Source organism: Hymenobacter radiodurans (genome assembly GCF_004355185.1).
Classification (GTDB): domain Bacteria; phylum Bacteroidota; class Bacteroidia; order Cytophagales; family Hymenobacteraceae; genus Hymenobacter; species Hymenobacter radiodurans.
The window spans coordinates 2484653-2505560 of record NZ_CP037922.1 but is presented as its reverse complement, the minus strand read 5'-3'; the positions used below and the strand labels follow the sequence as shown (position 1 = coordinate 2505560).

The following is a 20908-nucleotide window of genomic DNA, read 5'->3' as shown; positions in this document are numbered from 1 at the left end:
CTTTGCCAAAGCCCGCCGTCAGGGAGATGAACTCCCCAATAATGCATGCTGGGTCGGCGGCGGGCCCAGCAGCGCCGGCGCTTGTAAGGCTTGGTACCAGCGCGCGGCCATCTTAGCTTCGCCCTGGGCATTAGGGTGCAATCCGTCGTGCAGGTCCACACCCGCTTCCTGGCTGAAACCCGAGTTGTGGTCCACAACCACCACAAGGGATTGGGTGCTCGTTTTCACGCGGGCCAGGGCAGGCAGCAGTGCGTTCAGGGCCGTAATCTTTGGGTTAAGGTCTGCATAGGGCGGCGCACTCGGGATTAACTGCGCCAGTAGCACTTTCACTCGGGGATTTCCCTTCCGTAGCTCGTCGATGATGCGGCCGAGGTTATCTCGGATCTCCTCAACTGGTTGCTTGGCAAAGCAGTCATTCGTGCCCGCGTGCAGTAGCACAATGTCGGGTTGGTAATCGAGAGCCCACTGTCGGCTTTCCGCCAGCAGCATGGCCGTGGTTCAGCCCCACTGTCCTTGGTGGTCCCAATCAAAATCGAAGTTTGGGGCCAACCCGCCTTTGTTGAGTATACGCCCGCCCACGAAGTTTACCGCATACAGCACCTGCTGCAGCGAGTGCCATAAGGGGCGACGGTAGCTGTTGTAGATGCGGTTGCCGTGGGTGATGGAGTCCCCCAAGGGCATAATCTTGGTCGGTGCCTTGCTCTGGAAGGAGACCATAACCCACATGGCCAGCAGAAAGACAAGGAGTAGGAGGAAGGGATAAAAGCTACGGATTGCCCGCATGACAGGAGAAGCAGAGAAGGTCACGAAGCCGCGAAGGTATGCGCTCGGCTGTAGAACTGTCTGGTTTTGGCACCCGGTTCTGCCTGGAGTCACCAATGCGATAAACCCATTAGGCTCTGTGTGGCATGCGTCGGCATCCACTCCCCGCGCAAATAATAACGACTCTAATGCCTATCTATAGGGCATGATCGGGTTTTATATCCTGACCTGACCAGATTTGGCGGGCCGTCCAGTCCTGGGGTGCACTGGCCCAGAACGCGGCCGTGGGAGGCAGCCCGAGCGGCAAAAACGCGGTGGTACACAGGTAAAGGCTACCGGTAGAAATGTACCGTTCGCCAATGCTTGGCTGGTGGCCACACAACCCAATCTGTAGCCATCCTTTTGCGTCGAAAGTCCCCCGCGGCTCGAGAGTGCGTCGGATCACTGCCGTCAGGGCGTTGCGCACTTGGCCGGGGGGCAAATCTGGCGGCAGCTGCTGCTGTAGCGCTACATGGGCCAGGTGCTGAAAGGCGCCGCAGCGGTACGCTAGAGAGCGGCCAAAAGCGGCAAAGGAACCATCGGGCCCAATCAAGCGCTCCTGTACGACGGCGTAGCGCTGCGCACGCGCCTGCAACTGCCTCAAAAGATCCGGGCTTTCTTTGCCGGCGGCAACGAGGGTGCTGACTATCTCCAGCAGCATGGGCTGAATAACGTAGCTGTTGTAGTAGTCCCAGTGAAAGTCTGGGCCGTCGCCATAGGTGCCATCTCCCTTGTACCAGGTCTGATGCTCCTTGATGGCATAATCCATACGCATCAAATCGCCATTGCCCGTAAACTTCAACAGCGCTGCTTCAATAATGGCGCTGAACAGCAACCAGTTGCTGTATACGGGCTTGATAACCCGGGTACTCTGCAAAGCCTGCACCAGTTGCTGCTGCGTGGTGGGGGGCAATTTTTCCCACAGTTGGGTAGGGGCCCGCAATAAGCCGTGCGCCAGAAAGGCCGCATCAACCACTGGCTGGCCACCCTGCGTGAAATTCAAAAAATCGCTTGACTCGGGGTTCGTAGCATGACCGATTGCCTGCCGAGCCATCTCGGCATAGCGCTGCTGCCGGTCCTGTTCGGCTCGTGGTACCTCCGTCAGTTCCAACCAGGGCGCGAGGCCGGCCAGCGTGCGGCCCAACGCCTCCAGGTGAGACACCTCGCGCCGCCCTTCCTGCTGCCCAGGCGCCGCCTCGATCGGCATCATGGCCTTCAACTGGCCTCGCGCCCCCGCCGCCAGCACGGGCTCCACTAGGCGCAGGAGCGTGTCCAGCCAATAAGCACGGTCGGTGGCTTTCGCGACGGGTAGTAATGCCGTCTCCTGAGGCGCGGGGCCGCTACTTGCCCAAGCCGGGAGCGTACAGGCCGAGAGGCCCGTGAGGGTGCTGGCAACAAAAGCACGTCGTTTCATTCAGTCAGGTAAGAGCAACGCAAATATGGGCGCCAGTGGGAGCTGAGGGTCAATGACTTTCGAGCCAGTCAGCAGAATGGCGTAGTTTATACGGTATACAGCAGGCGAGAAGAATAGGACCGAAAAAGCCCACCGGCCGAGCCCAGGAAGCTAAAGCAAACCTAACAAAATCGTCCCGGAGAGTGGGGGCTTTTTAGGATATAACAGGGGCCGTACTCATCACAGATAAGTACTCTCCGATTAGGCGATGAAGGCCACAGGCATCATAATTACTTTGTTTAAAGCTAGATACAAGAGTGAAGGCGTATCCGCTCTTTATCAGCCGTATCTTAACCCTGATTAGGCGCGGCAGCGGCTTCCCGGCTTTGTCGGTGTTGTTTGGCGTATTCGGAAGGTGATAGCACGTATATCTTCTGGAAAGCTTTGCGGAAATATTTCGCATCCTCGATGCCTACCTGAAAAGCTACTTCGGACACCCGCATCTGGGTTTGGGCCAGTAGCTGAGCCGCACGCTTCATCCGCACATCCCGGATAAATTCCACCGCCGTCTGGCCGGTAATGCTTTTGATGCGCCGGTAGAAAACGGACTGGCTCATGCCCACCTCCCGCACCAGAACCTGCACGCTGAACTCAGCGTCCTCTAAGTGCTTTTCTACCACGCTCATGGCATTTTCCAAAAACTGGCGGTCGGCGTCGGCCACTACTATCTCGGTGGGCTCCAGCAGGATCTGCCGCTGGTAATACTCGAGCAGCTTGCGGCGGTTGCGCAGCATGGTGGCGGTCTTGGCCTGCAGTAGGGTCGGATTGAACGGCTTGCTCACGTAGTCGTCGGCACCCATGCCCAGACCTTCGAGCTCGTGGGTTTCGGCCGTGCGAGCGGTGAGCAGCAGCACCGGAATGTGCGCCGTTTTGGGATGCTGCTTAATTTTCTGACACAGCTCCAGGCCGTCGCTGCGCGGCATCATTACATCGCTAATAATGAAATCGGGCAGCTGGCTTACCGCTTTTTCCCAGCCTTCGACGCCATCTTCCGCCGTACTAACCTCATATTCCGCCTCAAAAAGTTGTTGCAGGTACTGGCGCACCTCCTCATTGTCCTCAACAATCAGTAGTCGTGGTGGCCCGGCCGGAATCTCAGCGCCCGCCATACTTGGGGGGCTTTTTTCCAGCTGCTCGTCCACGGGCAGGTCCTCCTCGTGGACGAGCACATCCTCTTCCTGTATATCATCGGGCCCCAGATGCTGGCGGCCGAAGGGCAGGCGCAGCTCAAAGGTGGTGCCCGCCCCTCCCGGCTGGCTACCGATAGGCGGCCCCCATGGCGCTCGGCAAACTGCTTGGCCAACGACAAGCCAATGCCCGTGCCCTTCATGCGCAGGGTGCTGGTATGACTGGCCTGATAGTACGGGTCGAAGATGAGGTCGAGCTCCGTGGCCTTGATGCCCACGCCCGTATCGGTCACATTTATTTTCAGGTAGTTACCCGTGAGCAGGCCGTTGCTAAACACCGCTTCGCCCCCTGGATTGCCGACAATAGTTGCCGATAGCTCCACCCGACCCTTGTCGGGGGTGTAGGTAAAGGCGTTGGCCAACAGGTTGGTGAGGATGATTTCCAGCTTGCTGCGGTCGAAATACAAAAGGATAGGCTCAGCAGGCACATCCAGTACATATTCAAGGGCGCGCTCCTGAGCTTTAAGCTGAAAGATGGAAAACAAGTCCGTTAGAAAGCGAACCGCGTCGCTGTAGCTGGCGCGCAGGGGCACGTTGCCCGTTTCCACCTTGCGAAAGTCGAGGAGCTGATTTACCAAATCGAGCAGCTTACGAGCTTGTTTCTGCATGAGCTGCACCTTAGGGCGCAGGTCCGCCACGGGGCCGGGACTATTGATAATTTCCTCCATAGGCCCCAGAATGAGCGTGAGAGGGGTGCGCAACTCGTGGGAGACATTGGTGAAAAACCCGAGCTTCAGGTCAGTCAGCTCTTTCTCCTTTTCGGCCTGAAAGTGCTCCAAGCGTAGCTTATTCTGGAGCTCCTGCTGGCTCATCTCAAAGCGGCGATACAGCGCCACGAAACCCAGCGCCACGAGCCCGTACAGCATATACGCCCACCACGTTCGCCACCAGGGGGCCAGCACCTCAAAGCGCATGGTGGCGTAGCGCTTGGTCCATACGCCTTCCCCATTGTTGGCTTTGATGTGGAGGGTATAGGTGCCCGCCGGCAGGTTGGCAAAGCTGGCCGTGCGTTGCCCCGGCGCGGGGTGTACCCAGTCTTGGTTGTAGCCCACCAATTGGTAGGCGTAGCGGTTTTTCTGGGGGTTGGCGTAGTTGAGAGCCACGAATTCCACCGCAAAGTCGTTCTCAGCATCGCGGATGGTAATCGTCTGGGGAGCCGACAGGGCCTGCCGCAGCAACACGCGGCCGTTCAGCGTGTCGCCTACGGCCACGGGCTTGTTGCTGACCCGCAGGCCCGTAATCTGGACCACCGGGGGAGAGGGATTGGCTTGAATTTCCTGAGGCTGGAAATAGTTGATGCCATTGATACCCCCAAAATAGAGCGTTCCATCCTGGGCACGGGCCGCAGAGCCAATCTTGAAGGCGTTGCTTTGCAGCCCGTCGGCCACGTCGTAGCGCAGGTGCTGCCCCGTACTTGGCGTAAAGCGATAAAGCCCGGTGCCCCCGATCCAGAGGTTACCTGCATCATCAGCCAAGATGCTTTCTACGTCGCTTTCCGGTAGCTTTTGATCATAATAATGCATGGTTTCGCGCCCCTTCGCATCGGTACGCAGCTGGTGTAGCCCCCCGCCAATGGTACCGATCCATAGCGAACCCTGCTCATCCAGCAGCAGGGGCCATACATAGTTGACGCGTAAGCTGTTGGGGCGCTGGGGGCATATTGGTACTGGGCCAGCACCTGCAGGGAGTCACCCCGAATGCGGAGCTTGAGCAATCCGGCATCGCGGGTGCTGGCCCACATTACGTCGCGCTGGAAATCGAACAGCAAAAACGTAAACTGATCCGTCGGCAGTGCGCTGTTGTTGGTGCGGTAAGTACCCAAGTGCTGGCCGGTAGGGCTAAAGCGGTGCAGGCCCGTGGCGAAAGTGGCGGCCCATATCGTGCCGTCGCGGTCCTGAACAATGCGTTCGATGCTTTCTGCGCTTAAGTCGGTGCCATCCGCCAGTTTGGTGTAGGTAGTGAGCTTCTCGCGCCCTCCTGACTGCGAAAGAGTGACCAAGCCATCGGCACGTGTGCCAAACCACAGCATCCCGTTCCGGGCTTGAAAAACCGCGGAGACATCCACGCCGCGCGGGCTGCTTGCCTGCTGATTAAGGTAATGGTGGTAGGTCTGCTGATTTAAGTCATAGCTCGTCACGCCATTGCGGCTTCCAAACCACAGGGTGTTGCGAGTCTCGTCCTTGTAAATAGCATTGATATAGTTGTTCGACAACGCCCGCCGGCCAGTTAGCTGCTGACGGATCAGGCCGAAGGGCTTCTGGCGCAGGTCCACCTTATTTAGCCCCCAGCCGAGGCACACAGCCAGATAATCTGGTTGCGGTCTTCAAAAATTTGGTGAATGCGCTCGGAGTTAATGCTGAACGACTCATCATCCTGGGGCAGAAATAAGGTAGGTGCGGCAGAGCGCAGCGGTGGCGCCCCGGCGCTGACCACGCCCGCCTGCCACACATACAACCCGTAGATGGTTCCTACCCACAGCTGCCCCATGGAGTCGAGAAAAATGGACTGCAGAATTGGGAACTGCTGCGGAAGGGGATGCGTGTCAAGTTCCCGCATGGTGCGGCGGTTGGCCGCCGACACCCACAGCACCTGATGATCGGTGCCCAGCCACAGATCGCCGCGTCGATCCAGGTGTAGGGCCCGGATGGGCGTCGTGGCCAGCGGGGTCGGCTGTACGGGTAAGGTCGCTTCGGTGGCGCGAATTACTTGTAGCCCGGCATCCAAGGTGCCCACCCATACCTTTCCCTCCGTATCGATGGCCAACCCCGTTACGCGCGACAGGGACGGACGGCCGCTGACGTGCGGCGGCAGCTGTTGCAGCTTTCGTACCCGGCCCCGTCCATCGAAGGTGAGCACGAAAACGCCTTCTTGGGTGGTTCCAACCCACAGCCGGCCCACGCTGTCTGAGGCCAAGGCCGTCACGTCCGATTGGGCTAATTGCTGGGCTTGGGCCTGATAAGCGACGGGAACGTGGCGTTCGTCGAAGCTGAAAAAAGTGTCGTGTTCTGCATTGTAGAGGCTCAGCCCCGCCCGTTCCGTTCCTACCCACAGGCGCCCATCGGAGCCCACATAAACCACTTTGATGCGGTTGCCGGAAATGCCATTGCGGGGGTTGACGGGCAGAGAGTACTGCTTTAAGCTATAGCCATCGTAGCGGTCCAAGCCGCGGTTGGTACCTACCCAGATAAAGCCCGCCCGATCCTGCGTTACGGCCATCCCGTCGCTGTGCGACAACCCCTGGTCCACGGTCAGGTGCTCAAACCGAAAGTCCCGGGGGCAATATTTTGGGCTGGACTGTGCCCCACCCGCAGTAGCCAGAGCAGAAGAACAGGAAGTATCCGCTTGAAAAGGAGAGGAGAGGGCACGAGGAGAGGAGCGTATTGTAGCGTGGGGGAGGAAAGCGAAAGGGAGTGAGAGTGCGTGAGGGGCCGCTGCAGAGTCGGCCGGGCAGCCGAATTTAACAATTGCTCGGTATTCAAAGCTTACCCTGCGCCCTGTAGGCCATCCTAACCATTTTGCCCCCCCTTTTCAACCAAAACACCCCCGCAAGGCGGGGCAGGTCGTCAGTACTTTTAGTCTCTCTACCAGGCTTAACGCGGCGCTGCCCGCTGCCCGGTCTTGGGCCGTCATCTGCTGGGCCTCCTCCGTTTCATCCTTGCTCGTCATGCGCAACTGTTTCCTCGCTCTGCTTCCTCTGGCCTTCCTGCTGGCGACTCCTGACGCCCTGGCACAGCCTGCCCCGGTGGGGGGCACGCAGAAAAAGCCCCCGCCCGCTACACTTCCTTCAGGCCGGGCGAGCTGTGGTACGACACGGAGGGCAAGCTCATTAATGCCCACGGCGGGGGCATTTTGCTGGTGGGGAAAACCTACTATTGGTACGGGGAGAAACGCGCGCAGCATCAGGAGGAAGGCGTGAACGTGTATTCCTCGCCGGATCTTTACAACTGGAAGTACGAAGGCGTAGCCCTCACCCCGTCATCAGATCCGGCACACGACATTGCCCAAGGCTGTTTGATGGAGCGGCCTAAGGTCATCTACAATAAGCGCACGGGCAAGTACGTGATGTGGTTTCATCTGGAGCTAAAAGACCAGGGCTACAAGGCGGCCCGCGCGGGCGTAGCGGTAGCCGACAAGCCTTCCGGCCCGTTTCGGTACGTGAGCAGTTTTCGGCCCAACAACAACATGTCGCGCGATATGGGCCTGTATGTGGACGATGACGGCGCGGCTTACCATATCTACTCCTCCCGCGAAAACTATGACCTGCGACTCGCCCGCTTGGCCGACGACTACTTGACCGCGACCACGCAGGACTCGCTGCTCTTTGCTAACCACCGCGAAGCCCCCGCTTTATTCAAACGGGGGGGCAAATACTACCTGATTACCAGCGGCTGCACCGGCTGGGCGCCCAATGAGGCGTCGTTGCACGTAGCCAATTCCCTGTTCGGCCCTTGGCAACTGCTGGGCGACCCCATGATTGGCCCCAACGCCAAGCTCACTTTCGGCGGGCAGTCCACGTTTGTGCTGCCGGTAGCGGGCAAGCGGGGGGCTTTTATTTTCATGGCCGACCGCTGGAACCCCAAGGATCTGAAAGACAGCCGTTACCTCTGGCTGCCCGTGCAGTTCAAGAACAACCAGCCCAGCATCAGTTGGCTGGAGCAGTGGAACCTGAGTTTTTTCAATCAATAACGATACGTCACTATGCGTAAGCACCTTCTGCGGGCTTTGCTGCTAGGAGCGCTGACTTTAGCCGCGGCTTCCACTTATGCGCAAACGCCCAAGCACACCTTTACGCTGGGCGACGAGAGCTTCCTGCTCGATGGCAAGCCATTTCAGATGATTTCCGGCGAGCTGCACTACCCGCGCATTCCGCGGGAAGCGTGGCGCCACCGCATCCGCATGGCCAAGGCTATGGGCCTGAATACCATTGGTACCTACGTGTTCTGGAACGCCCACGAACCCGAGCCCGGCAAGTACGACTTTGCGGGTAATCATGACATTGCCGCCTTTGTGAAGATTGCCCAGGAAGAGGGCATGTGGGTGGTGCTGCGGCCCAGCCCCTACGTGTGCGCGGAGTGGGAGTTTGGTGGCTATCCGTACTGGCTGCAGAAGGATAAAAGCCTCGTGGTCCGCAGCAAAGACCCCAACTACCTGGCCGCCTATGGCCGCTACCTGAAGGAAGTAGCCAAGCAATTAGCCCCTTTGCAAGTAAACCACGGCGGCCCAGTGCTGATGGTACAGGTGGAAAATGAGTACGGTTTTTACGCCAGCGACAAGGACTACCTAGCCCTGAACCGCAAGATGTTCGAGCAGGCGGGCTTTGATGGCCTGCTTTACACCTGCGACCCGGCCGAGAAAGTAAAAGAAGGTCACTTGCCCGGTTTGCTGCCCGCCGTGAACGGACTGGACAAGCCCCAGCAAGTCAAGCAGTTGGTGCGCACGTATCATGGCGGGAAGGGCCCATTCTATATTGCCGAGTGGTACCCGGCGTGGTTTGACTGGTGGGGCACGCCCCATCACACGGTGGCAGCCGAAAAATATGCTCCCCGCCTCGACTCGGTGCTGGCGGCCGGCATCTCTATCAACATGTACATGTTTCATGGGGGCACCACCCGCGGCTTTATGAACGGCGCTAACTACAAAGGCGAAGGCACCCGCTTCGAGCCCCAGATCAGCAGCTACGATTACGACGCGCCCCTCGATGAGGCCGGCAACGCCACGCCCAAGTTCCTGTCGTTCCGCAGCGTTATTGAAAAGCACCTGCCGAAAGGCACAACGCTGCCCCCAGTGCCCGCAGCCAAGCCCGCAATGCGCATTCCAACAATCAGCCTGAATAAGGTAACTACCCTGACGGCGGCGCTGCCCAAGGCCGTGGTTAGCCCAAAGCCCCAGACCTTTGAGGACCTGAACCAGGATTACGGCTTCGTGCTGTATCGCACCCAGGTGCCCGGTGGTCGCAGGGGCACGTTAAAAATTAAGGATCTGCGCGATTACGGCGTCGTGCTGGTGAACGGGCAGCGCGTGGCTACCCTAGATCGCCGCCTAGAGCAGGATCAGGTGGAGCTAAATTTGCCCCCCGGCAGCGTGACGCTGGAGATTTTGGTCGAAAACCTGGGCCGCCTCAACTTCGGTCCCTTTCTGAATCAGAACCGCAAGGGCATCACCGAGCAGGTCACTTTCGCGGGCACAGAACTCACTGGCTGGCAGCATTTCCGCCTGCCGTTCAACGATATCTCCATCGTCGCTCAGGCCCCGGCGGCTAAGTCGGCTGCGCCGGGAAATGGACCCGTATTGCGCCGCGGCTCATTTACCCTGGACAAAACCGCGGACACCTACTTTGATATGAGTCAGTGGGGGAAGGGGTGCGTATGGATCAACGGCCGCCACCTGGGCCGCTACTGGGAAATTGGTCCCCAGCAAACCCTGTACGTGCCCGCCGAGTGGCTGAAAAAAGGCGCGAATGAAGTGGTGGTGCTGGAGTTATTGAAGCCCCAGCAGGCCACGCTGAGCGGCGTGGAGAAACCTATTCTTGATGTAGTGCGGGCGACGGGGACCACGCCGAAACCCAACTAACATTCAACTAAGCTGCTTGCCTGAAGAGGTAGCTGACGGCAACGCAACGGGCGGTACCAACCGGAGCAGGGCATGAGCACATCTTTCCTTCGTGGTGGGAGAGGAGGACGTGCGTATGACACTTTCCTGCTTCACTTCTGAGGAAGGAGAAACTCGGCAGGCGTGGGAACCTGCCTAGGCACTGGAGGGTACCGCCCTGTTGCGGTTTTTAACCAACGTAGTATCTATGCGCCATTTCATTCTGCTTCTGCTGTGCTGCTGGGCCGGCGCGCCCAGCCTCGCGCAACGGGCACCGACCGACACCCTGCACGCCCCGCCCACCGCGCTGCCTGGCTTATTCGCCGACCCGCATATTGCCGCGTTTGGCACCACCTATTACCTGTACCCCACCACCGACGGTATTCCGGGCTGGGGGGCTTTTTCGTTTACGTGCTGGTCCTCGAAGGACTTGGTAACGTGGAAAAACGAGGGAGTGATTCTGGACTTGCCCCGCGACCTGACCTGGGCCTCCAAAAATGCTTGGGCGCCGGCCATCGCCGAAAAGAACGGCAAGTTTTACTATTACTATTCCGCCGCCCAGAGCATTGGCGTGGCCGTGGCCGATAAGCCCACGGGTCCCTTCAAGGACCCCCTCGGCAAGCCCCTGATTGCCAAAGCTCAATTCAAGGGCCAGATGATTGACCCGATGGTGCTGATGGATGACGACGGCTCGGCGTATCTGTATTTCGGGCAGGGCCAGGGGCATGTGGTGAAGCTCAACCCCGACATGATTTCCTTTGACCCGGCGGCCGTCGTCGACTTCAAGCCGCCGGGCTACAACGAGGGTGCTTTCGCCTTCAAGCGCCAGGGCCAATACTACCTCATGTGGAGCGAGTACGACACCCGCGACCCGCGCTATTCCGTGGCCTACGCCACGGCCAGCTCGCCCATGGGGCCGTTCACCAAGGCCGCGCAAAATCCGGTGCTGAAGGGCCGGGGCGTGGTGAAAGGCGCAGGTCATCACTCCGTACTGCAAGTGCCCGGCACCGACCAGTGGGTGATTGCCTACCACCGCTTCCGCATTCCGGACGGCAATGGCTTCAACCGCGAAACCTGTATTTCGCCCCTGCGCTTCGATGCCCAAGGGCATATCTTGCCAGTTAATGTGTTTGAGCCCGTGGACAAAACGGTAATTCGGAAAAAGCCCCCCAGAAAATAAAAGCTGAATTCTGGCGCCCATTGTGCGTTTGAACCCCCGCCTAAACCAGCCGATAGCAGTCGATTTCTCTTAGTCCCAAGCTTTATGCCCCCCTACAAACACTTGCTAAGTGCCGCCTTCCTGGCCATTGTAACGGGGCTGCTAAGTGCCGGCTGCGCCACTTCCAACACCCATGCGAAAGCGGCCCAGCCTCAGAAAGAGGAGGTGGTGGCTCTCATCACGAAAGTAAACGACCACTGGCAGGCCACGCATCCGCCCCAGGTGTGGTCGTTCTGGGACGCGGCTGCCTACCAAACGGGCAACATGGCGGCTTACGCCGTGACCAAAAATGAGAAGTACCGCCAGTACGCCGAAGCCTGGGCCGAGCACAATCAGTGGAAAGGCGCTACCTCCGACGACAAGGCTACCTGGAAATATAAGTACGGCGAAACAGCGGACCATGTGCTGTTTGGCGACTGGCAGATCTGCTTTCAGACATACATCGACCTATATAACCTAAAGCCTGAACCTCGGCGCATCGCTCGGGCCCGGGAGGTGATGGAGTACGAGATGAGCACCGACCGTTCCGACTACTGGTGGTGGGCCGACGGACTCTACATGGTGATGCCGGTGATGACCAAGCTTTATAAAGTGACCAATAATCCGCAGTATCTGACGAAGCTGCACGAGTACTTCAGCTACGCCAACAGCATCATGCACGATCCCGAAATGGGGCTTTATTACCGCGACGCCAAGTACGTGTACCCCCAGCACAAGTCGGTGAACGGCAAAAAGGACTTCTGGGCCCGCGGCGACGGCTGGGTGCTGGCGGGCCTGGCCAAGGTGCTCCAGGATTTGCCCCCCGATGATCCGCACCGCGCCGACTACCTAAGCAAGTATCGTGGCCTCGCTGCGGCCATCAAACAGGCCCAGCGGCCCGAAGGCTACTGGACGCGCAGCCTGCTCGACCCGGAGCACGCGCCCGGCCCCGAAACCAGCGGCACGGCCTTCTACACCTACGGTCTGCTCTGGGGCATCAACCACGGCGTGCTGGATAAAAAGGACTACTTGCCCACCGTGCAGCGCGCCTGGCACTACCTCACCACCACAGCTTTGCAACCCGACGGCACCGTGGGCTACGTGCAGCCTATTGGCGAGAAAGCCATCCCCGGCCAGGTAGTCGACCAGAACTCGACGACCAATTTTGGGGTGGGAGCATTCCTGCTAGCCGCCAGCGAGATGTACCACTATCTGGATAAAAATTAACCCGCTCCTGGTTACTCCGCTTCTCAGGAAGTTGCGGGGGGCTTTTGATATCCCTGCCAAAAAAGCCCCCCGCCCTAACGCATGGACGTCCTATGTCAGCTCTGGCCGGAAAGGATGCCGAGTCTCCGTTAGCCGTATTTCTCGTAAAGTTGACCGCTGGTTAGGGGAAGAGAAACCCGCTCCAAACGAATCTATGAAGGACTTACTTCGTGCCCGGGGCCGGTGGCTCCCCTTTCTGTTTCTGCTCAGCGGCCTCTATCTAGAAAGCTCCCTTCCAGTTGCTGCCCAGACGCCCGTGGGCTTGGGCTGGGCAAAAAACAACGTCAACGGGGCCATTTTTCGTAAAAACTCCGTCGTGAGTCACCAACGAGAGCAGTACACGGTCTACTACGATTCCCTAGGCTATGTGGTGCTGGCCAAGCGCCGCCTGCCCGCCGGACCCTGGCAGGTGCAGCGCACGCATTACCAAGGCAAGGTGCAGGATGCCCACAATGTCATTAGCCTGATGGTGGATGGGGCCGGCTACCTGCATCTGTCCTTCGACCACCACGGCAATCCTCTGCGCTATTGCCGCAGCGTGCGGCCCGGCTCCCTGGAACTCACGCCCTTGCTGCCCATGGTTGGGAGGGGAGAGCAAAACGTGACTTATCCTGAGTTTCACCGCTTTCCCAGTGGCGACCTGCTCTTTCTCTACCGCGATGGTAGCTCCGGCAACGGCAACCTTGTGCTCAACCGCTACAGCCCCCGGACGCAGCGTTGGACGCGCGTACACGATGTGCTCATTAATGGGGAAGGCCAGCGCAATGCCTACTGGCAGGCCTGCATCGACCCGCGGGGGGCAATTCATGTGTCGTGGGTGTGGCGCGAGTCGCCCAACGTGGCCTCCAACCACGATATGGCCTATGCCCGCTCTCTGGATGGCGGCCTGACCTGGCAGAAAAGCACCGGCGAAGCGTACCAGCTGCCCATCACCGCCGCCACCGCCGAATACGCCGCCCGCATTCCCCAAAACAGTGAGCTCATTAACCAAACTTCTATCACTACCGACGCGGCCGGCATACCCTACATTGCCACGTACTGGCGGCCCGCCGGTACCCAAGTGCCCCAGTATCACCTCATTTACTTGGATGGCCAGCAGTGGCGCACGGCGCAGGTAGGGCAGCGCACCACGCCCTTTAGCCTGAGCGGGGTAGGTACCAAGAAAATCCCGATTTCGCGCCCTCAGCTGCTAGTGGCAACAAGGCAGGGCACCACGGCGGCCTACCTGCTCTTCCGAGACGTGGAGCGCCAGGACCGCGCCGCCGTGGCCCAGTGCGCTGATCTGCGGCAAAACCAGTGGACTATCACTGACCTAACCACTACCTCCGTAGGCAATTGGGAGCCGAGCTATGATACCGAAGAGTGGCGCCGCCAAGGCATTCTGCACCTGTTCGTGCAGCGCACGGGCCAGGGGGACGGCGAGACCCTGGAAAACCTGCCGGCTCAGCCCGTTACCATTCTTGAGTGGCAGCCTCCGACCCGCCGGGGGGCAAAATAATTGGCTCCGCAGCCGCGACCATCCCGGGCAAGGCAGCGGTGAACTCACCGGCGTAAAGCTCTACCAAGGGAAGGCAGAACTTGGCCATTTTCGGACGCAAGGCGGAAACCGTACGCGGGCACACACGGGCAAAGCTATTGTGACCATGCCGCCGGAAGTGATCCGGGCGGCGACGGCCGCGGCCCACACGCAAGGAAAGCCCGTGTTTGCTCACCCCACCGACAATACGGGGGTAGCTGCAGCCGTCACCGGCGGGGTAGACGTGCTGGTGCACGTTGCGCCCGAAGATCGGAAGAACTGGTCCCCCGCCCTCATTAAAGCCCTGCGCGCGCAGCACGTAGCCCTAATTCCTACGCTTAAGCTCTACCACTGGGAATTAGAGCGCACCGGCCACGCCCCGGCGAACCATCCCTTGTTGCTCACGGCGGTGGAGCAGTTGCTTACGTACGCCGCCGCTGGGGGTAAATTCTGTTCGGGACGGACGTGGGCTTTATGTCGGACTACTCCCCGGCCCAGGAGTATAAGCTGCTGGCCCAGGCCGGGCTGTCGTTTGCGCAGATTCTGGCCGCGTTAACCACCAACCCCGCCCAGCGCTTTGGGCTAAGCCAGCAAACCGGTACCATTGCCGTGGGCAAACAGGCGGATCTGGTGCTGCTGACGGCAGACCCGGCCGTTAACATCGAGCACCTGACGTAGGTGGCCTATACCATTAGCAAAGGCCGCATCCTTTACCAAAGTAAGTAAGCCAAAAGGACCAGACCCGAGGCCGGCACGGGCGTGGTCGTATTCCATAAGTACCCATAAAAAAGCCCCCAATGGCCGCGACTAGCGGCCTGGGGGGCTTTTTTATGGCTTGTTAGCCGATGCTGAGCTTAGTAGCCGGGGTTTTGGGCGAGCTGGGCGTCGCTGTTCAAGACAATGGAGGTCTGAGGGATGGGCAGCAGCACATTCTTGGCCGTCAGGCCAGTGACGGAGGCCCCGTTCAGGCGCTGCGTGCGCTCAATTAGGGTGCCCGTGCGCACTAGGGTCAGGCGGCGCTGCTCCTCGCCGATCAGCTCGCGGGCCCGCTCATCCAGGATGAGGTTGAGATTCACCTGGCCGGGCGTGACCTGGGCGGCGCGGGCCCGGGTGCGCAGCACGTTGAGGCTGGCGGCGGCCCCGGCCGTGTTGCCCTGCTTAAATTGCGCCTCGGCCAGCAGCAGGTAGGTTTCACCCAGGCGCATCATAGTCAGGTCCTTGATGGTGCCAAAGCCGAAGGTGTCACTGGGGTCAAACTGATTCCACTTGGTGGTGTAGGGCGTGATGTTGAAGATGGTATCCGAGCCCCGCAGGCCCGTGACGGGCCGACCAAAGAGAGCCGTCTGAGCCGGGTCGTTGTAGTAAAACCGGCGCTTGAGGTTGTACTTGGAGTTGCGCATATCCTCCGGTGAATACAGGCGGTAGTCCACCCAGTTGCTCAGGCGTAGGCGGCCCAGTCCACGGCCCCCAAGGAGTCGGCCAGGGCCATGCCCCGGATGTTGTAGTAAGCGGGCACCCACATGCGGCGCTGCTGGGCACTGGTGGTGCCCCCGGGCACGAGCAGCTGCTGCTCAATGCCCCAGATCAGCTCCGTGTTGCCCTGGCTGCGGCGCTGGTTGCCGATGATGAACATGTCGGCAAAGTAGTCGCCGGGCGCACTGGCCCGCACCCCGTAGCGGGCCGTGATGAGCCGGTACTGCCCGCTGCTAATGAGCTCTTGCAATACTTTCTCGGCCAGCGCGGGCTGGCCCGCGCGCAGGTAAACCTCGCCGAGCAAGTGCTGGGCCGCGCCCCGGGTGATACGGCCGGAGGCGGCCCGGCTGGCAATAAACATGTTGGGAATGGCCGTGGTCAAGTCGTTGATGATAAAGGCGTTGACCTCGGCCACCGGCGTCCGGGTGAAGTCCGTGCGCGGGGCCGTGATGGCCTGCTCAATCAGCGGCACGTCGCCCCAGAGAGTCGCCAGGAAGTTGTAGGCGTAGGCCCGGAAGAAGCGCGCCTCGCCGCTGATCCGGTTTTTGTAGCCCTGGCGGAGGGTGGCCGGGGCCGTTTCCGCGGCCTGAATAATCTGGTTGGCGTTGTTGATGGTGCGGTAAGCCCAGCTCCACATCACGGCGCTGGCCTGGTCCTGGGCGTTGAGCAGCCCGTAGTTGTAGTAGGGAATTTCCGCGCCCTGCACCTGGCCGGGAATGGCCACGTCGGTACCCAGCTGCATCATGCCCAGCAAACCCTGCTCATCGGAGCGGGTGTACTGCTCGCGCACCACCGACTGCAGGCCGGCCATGGCCGACTCAAAGCCCAGGGAGTCCACGAGCACCGTTTGGGGAGTATAGAGGGAGGCCGGATTTTCCTCCAGGTACTCATCTTTACACGAGCTAACCAGCTGAGAAGTAATGAGTAAAGCCGTAAGAGCTATCGTAAAACGTTTCATAGTTCGGAGTGCTAAGTCGGGTGGGAGGGTTAGCGCAACCCAATGTTGAGCCCAAACACGAAGGAGCGCACGGTCGGGAAGTTGGGGTTTTGGCCCGCGGTGCCGCTGTTGACGCTCGTGGTGGGGCTGAAGTTGGTGGAGGAAGTGAGCAGGCTGACGGGGTTGTCGATATTGCCCGTGCCGTTGCCCAACGTGTAAGTCTGCTCAGGGTCCCAGCCCACCCAGTCGGTCCAGGTATAAATGTTGCGCCCGCTCACGTACACCGACAGGGTGCCCAGGTGCAGCTTATCCAGCAACGGGGCCGGGAAAGCATAGTTCAGGGTCAGATCCTTTAGGCGGGTGAAGCTGCCGTTGGTAGGGAAGCCGTAGCCGCGGGGGTTGATGTAGCTCAGGCCGGGCCGGTCCTGACTCTGGTTTTCGGGCGTCCAGTAGCCGACCTCGCGCGGCACGTTCAGGCGGCCGCCCAAGTCCAGGAAGTTCAGGTTGTTGTTGTTTTTGAGCACGCCCTGCACGGTCTGAATAAACACCCGCAAGCTCAAGCCCTTGTATGTGAAAGTGTTGGTGATACCGCCTTGCCATTTGGGCAGGGTCGAGCCCAGGTACTTGCGGTCCAGGGTCGTGATTTGCCCGTCGCCGTTGAGATCCTCAAACTTGAGGTCGCCGGGCTTGGCAGTCGGGTCCAGGCCGGCCGGGTCTTCGCCCACCTGCCACACGCCGGTTTTCACGTAGTCATACACGGCTCCCAGGGAGCGGCCGATGAAGAGGCGGTTGCCGATGTCGTCGGCATCAGTGTAGCCCAGGCTCAGGAGCTTGTTGCGATTGCCCGAGGCATTCAGGGTTGTTTCCCAGGTGAAATCGGGGGTCTGTACGTTGGCCGTGGTCAAGCTCATTTCTATGCCCCGGTTACGCACCGAGCCCACGTTGTCGAGAATGGTGCCGTAGCCCGAGATAATCGGAATCTGCCGGTTCAAGAGCAAGTCCTCGGTTTCGGCGTTGTAGTACTCCACAGTACCCGTGATGCGGTTTTTCAGGACGCCAAAGTCCACCGCGTAGTTGCTGCTGGTGGTTTGCTCCCACTTCAGCCGGGTGTTGCCGATGCGGTCGGCTCGCAGGCCCGTGGCCGCTACGCCCCCGTAGGCGTACTGCAGCAGGGCGTTGCCTGTGATGGTCTGGTAGGGGTTGATGCCCTCATTGCCCGTAGTGCCGTAGGAAAAGCGCAGCTTCAGCAAACTCACTGCCACCTGATCCTTCAAAAAAGCCTCGTTAGCAATGTTCCAACCCAGGGCAATGGAGGGGAAGATGGCGTACTTGTCGGCATCGGCCCCGAACACGGAGGAGCCGTCGCGCCGAGCTGTAACCGTGAGCAGGTAGCGGCTGTCGTAGTTGTAGTTCAGGCGGCCCATTTGCGAGACCAGGGTCCGCCGCTCGTTGAAGGAGCTAATGGTGGGCGCGTTAGCACCCGAGCCGATGCTGTTGAAGCCGATCCGGTCATTGATAAAGCCGGTGGCCGTTTCGCTGGTCGTGAAATAGCGGTTCTGCTGGGCGCTATAGAGGGCCGTCAGGTCGAAGTTATGCTTGCCGATGCTCTTGTTGTAAAACAGGATGTTCTCGACCGTGTAGTTCTGGCGCTCGTCGTTGATGAGCTGAGCGGTGCCGCGCAAATCCCCGGCGGGCCGGCCAGCATAGTTGGCGAAGCGGCCTGGCCGGTAGGAGTAGGTGCCGTTCACCCGGTACTTCAAGCCTTCCAAAAAGGTCGGTTCCACCTCGGCGTAGCCCGTGCCCGTGAGCTGATTCACGCGGTCCTCACGCTGGGTGGTCAGCCCCAGCAAAGCGTTGTTGACCAGCTGCTCCGGGGGCTGGGGAAAGATGGTGTAGGTGCCGTCGGGGTTGAAAGGCGTGCCGTAGGGACTCAGCACCTGGGCTAGGCTGAGGCTGGCGCGGCCGCCGTCGTCGTTGGAAGTGGAGTAGAAGGCCGAAGTGCCAATGCGCAGCCAGGGCGTGAGGTTGGCATCAATGTTCGTGCGCAGACTGATGCGCTGAAACTGGTAGCCCTTGATGATGCCCCGCTGCTTGAAGTAGTCGCCCGACACGAAGTACTTCACGTCCTCGGTGCCGCCCGAGATGGAGGCGTTGTGGTTCTGAATGGAGCCCTGCTGAGAAATAAGATCCATCCAGTCGGTGGTTTTGCCGGCCTCGTAGTTGGCCAGCTCCCCGGTGTTGGGCACGGGCGTAAGGTTAATGCCCCGCTGGCGCGTAAACTCTTGCCACTTCTCCGAGAAGGCCGGCCCGTCGAGCGGGTGGAGGTTGTTGACCATGTACTCGGGGCCGCCGTAGCCGTTGTAGCGAATCTGGGGCTTGCCGGTTTTGCCGCGCTTGGTGGTCACCAGAATGACCCCGTTGGAGCCCCGCGTGCCGTAGATGGCGGTGGAGGAGGCATCTTTCAGAATCTCAATGGAGGCAATGTCGTTGGGGTTGATGTCGTTGAGATTGCCCGGAAACGGCACCCCATCCACCACCAGGTAAGGATTGGTGCCGGCCGTAATCGAGCGCACCCCCCGAATCTGAATGTTAGGCTGGCTGCCGGGCACGCTCGAGGGCGCCGTGATGGTGACGCCGGCTACCGCGCCCTGCAGGGCCTGGGCCACGTTCGAGACCGGAATTTTCTCCAGGCGGTCCGTGGGCACGGAAGCCACGGAGCCCGTTACATCCTCCCGCTTCTGGGTGCCGTAGCCTACCACCACCACTTCGCTTAGGGCCTGAGCATCGGGCCGGAGCTGCACGCTGATGCTGGTGCGGCCGCTGATAGGTATTTCCTGAGAGGTGTAGCCCACGAAGCTGACCACCAGGGTGCCGCCGGCGTTGGCCTCGGGCACGGTCAGCGTGAACTTGCCCTGGGTATCGGTGCCGGTGCCAATGGTGGTGCCCTTCACCACTACGGTCGCGCCGGGCAGGCCCTGGTCTTTCTCATCGGTGATGGTACCGGTAATGGTCAGGTCGGGAGTGCGGGGGGCTTTTTCAGGGATGGTAGAGGCGAGAGCCCACGCGGCGCCGTCTCGGGAAGCGGGGCTCGGGGCGCTGAAGACGTCCGTCCCTTTGAGGGATAAGAGCGTACCGCACAGGAGTAGCCATTCTCGTTTCATAGAGTGAAGTTTGGCATTCCGGGGTGAACCGGAACAGGTGGGAAGATGAAGAAAGTGAAAGCCTACTTAGCTTGGTCAGTGGACTTCTCAATGGCAGGAAGAACCTAGCGTAGGCCCTGAAAAAGAAATCAGTGAATGCTTTCCCTTTTCTAGGTTGACTAGGATAAAAGTAGCGCAGCAACCTTGGGAAAAGGCGGGTTTATTTAGTCGAAATAGGGGGTGGAATTAAGCCAACGTAATCGTTTGATGTTATTTTAAACTACAGATTGACGTTTAGCATAAAGGGTATCCAAGGCACACTGCTTCCACTTGTACTCGTCACACTCGGGGCCCTGACATAACTGTGCATCTACTCGGCCCAAGGCGCTTCAATCTGTCTCTCCCCAGAGGGCTAGTGCATGTCGGCGTGCTGCTAGAAGTGACCGTTGGCGGTACGAAAGTTTCTCTGGAGGAGCATGCGTAAGCTCTTCAGTGCTGCGGGCAAGCTCAAATCGGTAGCTCCGGTTTCAGCCCGCGAAGCCCTGACCTAAGCTAGAGTGGCAAGCGTACATCGGCCTCCCTCCTGAACTCAGCTAACTGATCGACCATAAGGTCATAAGAGCAGTCGGTAATTCCTCTCTGCTTTATGGTTAGGCACTAAGAATATAATTTATATAAATGATCCACCCGAAAGCGGTGCAGACTGTAGCGAAGTATATGTTTTTATGATTCCGACCTTGAAACTAGCTGCCAAAAAGAAGGGCATGGCCCCTGAAGATTATCAATCTCCAGGGCCATGCCCTTAGTGTAATAACTAACTGCTTCTGCTTCCCAATAGTCTCCTGTTTTAGAGGAAAGTGGGGCAGAGTGTAAAAGTGGTTTACTGCGCGTGCGCCGCTTCCAGCAGGGCAGAGAAAACGTCTTCATCTTCTGGCAGGCCGTGCTGCCGCCACAGTTCCACTCCCTGTCGTACCAGCACGCAGGCGGGCAGTTCGGGCGTGCCAAAGCTGCGCACCACGGCCGGATGGCTGGCTTCGTCAATCCTGAGTACTCGTATTCCGGGGCCAAGTCGCCCTTGCAGCGTGCGAATCGAGGCGTTGCTGTGTGTCCCGGACGAAGCTTCGCCCGCAGAAACCAGCGGCAGCAGCACCAGCAAAACGGCCGTGTCGGGCTGCAGCACAGGTGAGGGTGAAGAGGGGGACATGATGGGATATGTTAAATGTATGTCGTAAAATTAGCCTCGTGCCCTCCTGTTCCTCCATGAGGGTTGTCAAGTATCGTCTTGACATTTGTCACGTATCATTTCTACAGGCGATTTTTGACCACCTTTGACTGACTCCAGTTCTAGT

The 20908-nt window shown here is 59.5% G+C and carries 18 protein-coding genes and 1 pseudogene; 7 read left to right on the top strand and 12 right to left on the bottom strand.

Features of this window, described 5'->3' with window-relative positions:
- Positions 1-18 precede the first annotated feature (18 nt).
- The 7 genes and pseudogenes from EPD59_RS11715 to EPD59_RS11685 form a co-directional block, all read right to left on the bottom strand.
- A complete protein-coding gene (locus EPD59_RS11715) occupies positions 19-489 on the bottom strand; it encodes a GDSL-type esterase/lipase family protein (RefSeq protein WP_133272943.1) in 471 nt (156 codons plus the stop codon).
- 9 nt (positions 490-498) lie between these two features.
- Positions 499-783, bottom strand: coding sequence for a hypothetical protein (locus tag EPD59_RS11710; RefSeq protein WP_133272942.1), 285 nt, complete (start codon positions 781-783; stop codon positions 499-501).
- A gap of 175 nt (positions 784-958) precedes the next feature.
- Entirely contained in the window at positions 959-2215 is a 1257-nt protein-coding gene (locus tag EPD59_RS11705; RefSeq protein ID WP_133272941.1) for a DUF2264 domain-containing protein, read from the bottom strand.
- A gap of 329 nt (positions 2216-2544) precedes the next feature.
- Positions 2545-3363: a response regulator transcription factor gene (locus EPD59_RS11700; protein ID WP_133272940.1), complete on the bottom strand. Its 819-nt coding sequence runs from the start codon at positions 3361-3363 to the stop codon at positions 2545-2547.
- Positions 3321-4964, bottom strand: coding sequence for a sensor histidine kinase (locus EPD59_RS11695; RefSeq protein WP_133272939.1), 1644 nt, complete (start codon positions 4962-4964; stop codon positions 3321-3323). Before EPD59_RS11695 ends, EPD59_RS11700 begins: the two co-directional genes overlap by 43 nt.
- Positions 4965-5332: 368 nt before the next feature.
- Positions 5333-5713: pseudogene (locus tag EPD59_RS24145) on the bottom strand (two-component regulator propeller domain-containing protein); the annotation flags it as partial.
- Positions 5714-5718: 5 nt separating this feature from the next.
- A complete protein-coding gene (locus tag EPD59_RS11685; RefSeq protein ID WP_133272937.1) occupies positions 5719-6687 on the bottom strand; it encodes a ligand-binding sensor domain-containing protein in 969 nt (322 codons plus the stop codon).
- A 609-nt stretch (positions 6688-7296) separates the two neighbouring features.
- On the opposite strand from EPD59_RS11685, the gene EPD59_RS11680 reads away from it, so the two are divergent.
- The 7 genes from EPD59_RS11680 (at position 7297) to EPD59_RS24140 (ending at position 14687) form a co-directional block, all read left to right on the top strand.
- A complete protein-coding gene (locus tag EPD59_RS11680; protein ID WP_240731371.1) occupies positions 7297-8127 on the top strand; it encodes a glycoside hydrolase family 43 protein in 831 nt (276 codons plus the stop codon).
- 12 nt (positions 8128-8139) lie between these two features.
- Complete coding sequence (locus EPD59_RS11675) at positions 8140-10011, top strand: glycoside hydrolase family 35 protein (protein WP_133272935.1); 1872 nt, start codon at positions 8140-8142, stop codon at positions 10009-10011.
- Between the two features lie 226 nt (positions 10012-10237).
- On the top strand, positions 10238-11209 hold the full coding sequence (locus EPD59_RS11670) for a family 43 glycosylhydrolase (RefSeq protein ID WP_133272934.1): 972 nt from the start codon (positions 10238-10240) through the stop codon (positions 11207-11209).
- 84 nt (positions 11210-11293) lie between these two features.
- On the top strand, positions 11294-12454 hold the full coding sequence (locus EPD59_RS11665) for a glycoside hydrolase family 88/105 protein (RefSeq protein WP_133272933.1): 1161 nt from the start codon (positions 11294-11296) through the stop codon (positions 12452-12454).
- Between the two features lie 193 nt (positions 12455-12647).
- Positions 12648-13991, top strand: coding sequence for a BNR repeat-containing protein (locus tag EPD59_RS11660; RefSeq protein WP_133272932.1), 1344 nt, complete (start codon positions 12648-12650; stop codon positions 13989-13991).
- Entirely contained in the window at positions 13954-14565 is a 612-nt protein-coding gene (locus EPD59_RS11655; protein WP_133272931.1) for an amidohydrolase family protein, read from the top strand. Before EPD59_RS11660 ends, EPD59_RS11655 begins: the two co-directional genes overlap by 38 nt.
- Positions 14484-14687, top strand: a complete 204-nt coding sequence (locus EPD59_RS24140; protein ID WP_133272930.1) for an amidohydrolase family protein — start codon at positions 14484-14486, stop codon at positions 14685-14687. The genes EPD59_RS11655 and EPD59_RS24140 overlap by 82 nt, the downstream gene beginning before the upstream one ends.
- Here the strand turns inward: EPD59_RS24140 and EPD59_RS21620 are convergent.
- The 5 genes from EPD59_RS21620 to EPD59_RS11635 all read right to left on the bottom strand — a co-directional run bounded on the left by EPD59_RS21620 (position 14592) and on the right by EPD59_RS11635 (position 20763).
- Positions 14592-14783, bottom strand: a complete 192-nt coding sequence (locus EPD59_RS21620) for a hypothetical protein (protein ID WP_165963430.1) — start codon at positions 14781-14783, stop codon at positions 14592-14594. The two genes, EPD59_RS24140 and EPD59_RS21620, sit on opposite strands and share 96 nt — an antisense overlap.
- Positions 14784-14863: 80 nt before the next feature.
- Complete coding sequence (locus EPD59_RS22545) at positions 14864-15409, bottom strand: RagB/SusD family nutrient uptake outer membrane protein (protein WP_240731370.1); 546 nt, start codon at positions 15407-15409, stop codon at positions 14864-14866.
- Positions 15410-15447: 38 nt separating this feature from the next.
- Positions 15448-16440: a RagB/SusD family nutrient uptake outer membrane protein gene (locus tag EPD59_RS22540; protein ID WP_240731369.1), complete on the bottom strand. Its 993-nt coding sequence runs from the start codon at positions 16438-16440 to the stop codon at positions 15448-15450.
- 29 nt (positions 16441-16469) lie between these two features.
- Positions 16470-19580, bottom strand: coding sequence for a SusC/RagA family TonB-linked outer membrane protein (locus tag EPD59_RS11640; RefSeq protein ID WP_133272929.1), 3111 nt, complete (start codon positions 19578-19580; stop codon positions 16470-16472).
- An 859-nt stretch (positions 19581-20439) separates the two neighbouring features.
- A complete protein-coding gene (locus EPD59_RS11635; RefSeq protein ID WP_133272928.1) occupies positions 20440-20763 on the bottom strand; it encodes a thioredoxin in 324 nt (107 codons plus the stop codon).
- Positions 20764-20908: the final 145 nt, after the last annotated feature.

Excerpts from the sequence above, each read along its gene's own strand:
- EPD59_RS22545 (WP_240731370.1), bottom strand. The coding sequence starts at position 15,409 with ATGCGCAACTCCAAGTACAACCTCAAGCGCCGGTTTTACTACAACGAC.
- EPD59_RS22540 (WP_240731369.1), bottom strand. The coding sequence starts at position 16,440 with ATGAAACGTTTTACGATAGCTCTTACGGCTTTACTCATTACTTCTCAG.
- EPD59_RS11660 (WP_133272932.1), top strand. The coding sequence starts at position 12,648 with ATGAAGGACTTACTTCGTGCCCGGGGCCGGTGGCTCCCCTTTCTGTTT.
- EPD59_RS11665 (WP_133272933.1), top strand. The coding sequence starts at position 11,294 with ATGCCCCCCTACAAACACTTGCTAAGTGCCGCCTTCCTGGCCATTGTA.
- EPD59_RS11710 (WP_133272942.1), bottom strand. The coding sequence starts at position 783 with ATGCGGGCAATCCGTAGCTTTTATCCCTTCCTCCTACTCCTTGTCTTT.
- EPD59_RS21620 (WP_165963430.1), bottom strand. The coding sequence starts at position 14,783 with ATGGAATACGACCACGCCCGTGCCGGCCTCGGGTCTGGTCCTTTTGGC.
- EPD59_RS11715 (WP_133272943.1), bottom strand. The coding sequence starts at position 489 with ATGCTGCTGGCGGAAAGCCGACAGTGGGCTCTCGATTACCAACCCGAC.
- EPD59_RS11700 (WP_133272940.1), bottom strand. The coding sequence starts at position 3,363 with ATGGCGGGCGCTGAGATTCCGGCCGGGCCACCACGACTACTGATTGTT.
- EPD59_RS11695 (WP_133272939.1), bottom strand. The coding sequence starts at position 4,964 with ATGCATTATTATGATCAAAAGCTACCGGAAAGCGACGTAGAAAGCATC.
- EPD59_RS11675 (WP_133272935.1), top strand. The coding sequence starts at position 8,140 with ATGCGTAAGCACCTTCTGCGGGCTTTGCTGCTAGGAGCGCTGACTTTA.
- EPD59_RS11635 (WP_133272928.1), bottom strand. The coding sequence starts at position 20,763 with ATGTCCCCCTCTTCACCCTCACCTGTGCTGCAGCCCGACACGGCCGTT.
- EPD59_RS11705 (WP_133272941.1), bottom strand. The coding sequence starts at position 2,215 with ATGAAACGACGTGCTTTTGTTGCCAGCACCCTCACGGGCCTCTCGGCC.
- EPD59_RS24140 (WP_133272930.1), top strand. The coding sequence starts at position 14,484 with ATGTCGGACTACTCCCCGGCCCAGGAGTATAAGCTGCTGGCCCAGGCC.
- EPD59_RS11670 (WP_133272934.1), top strand. The coding sequence starts at position 10,238 with ATGCGCCATTTCATTCTGCTTCTGCTGTGCTGCTGGGCCGGCGCGCCC.
- EPD59_RS11640 (WP_133272929.1), bottom strand. The coding sequence starts at position 19,580 with ATGAAACGAGAATGGCTACTCCTGTGCGGTACGCTCTTATCCCTCAAA.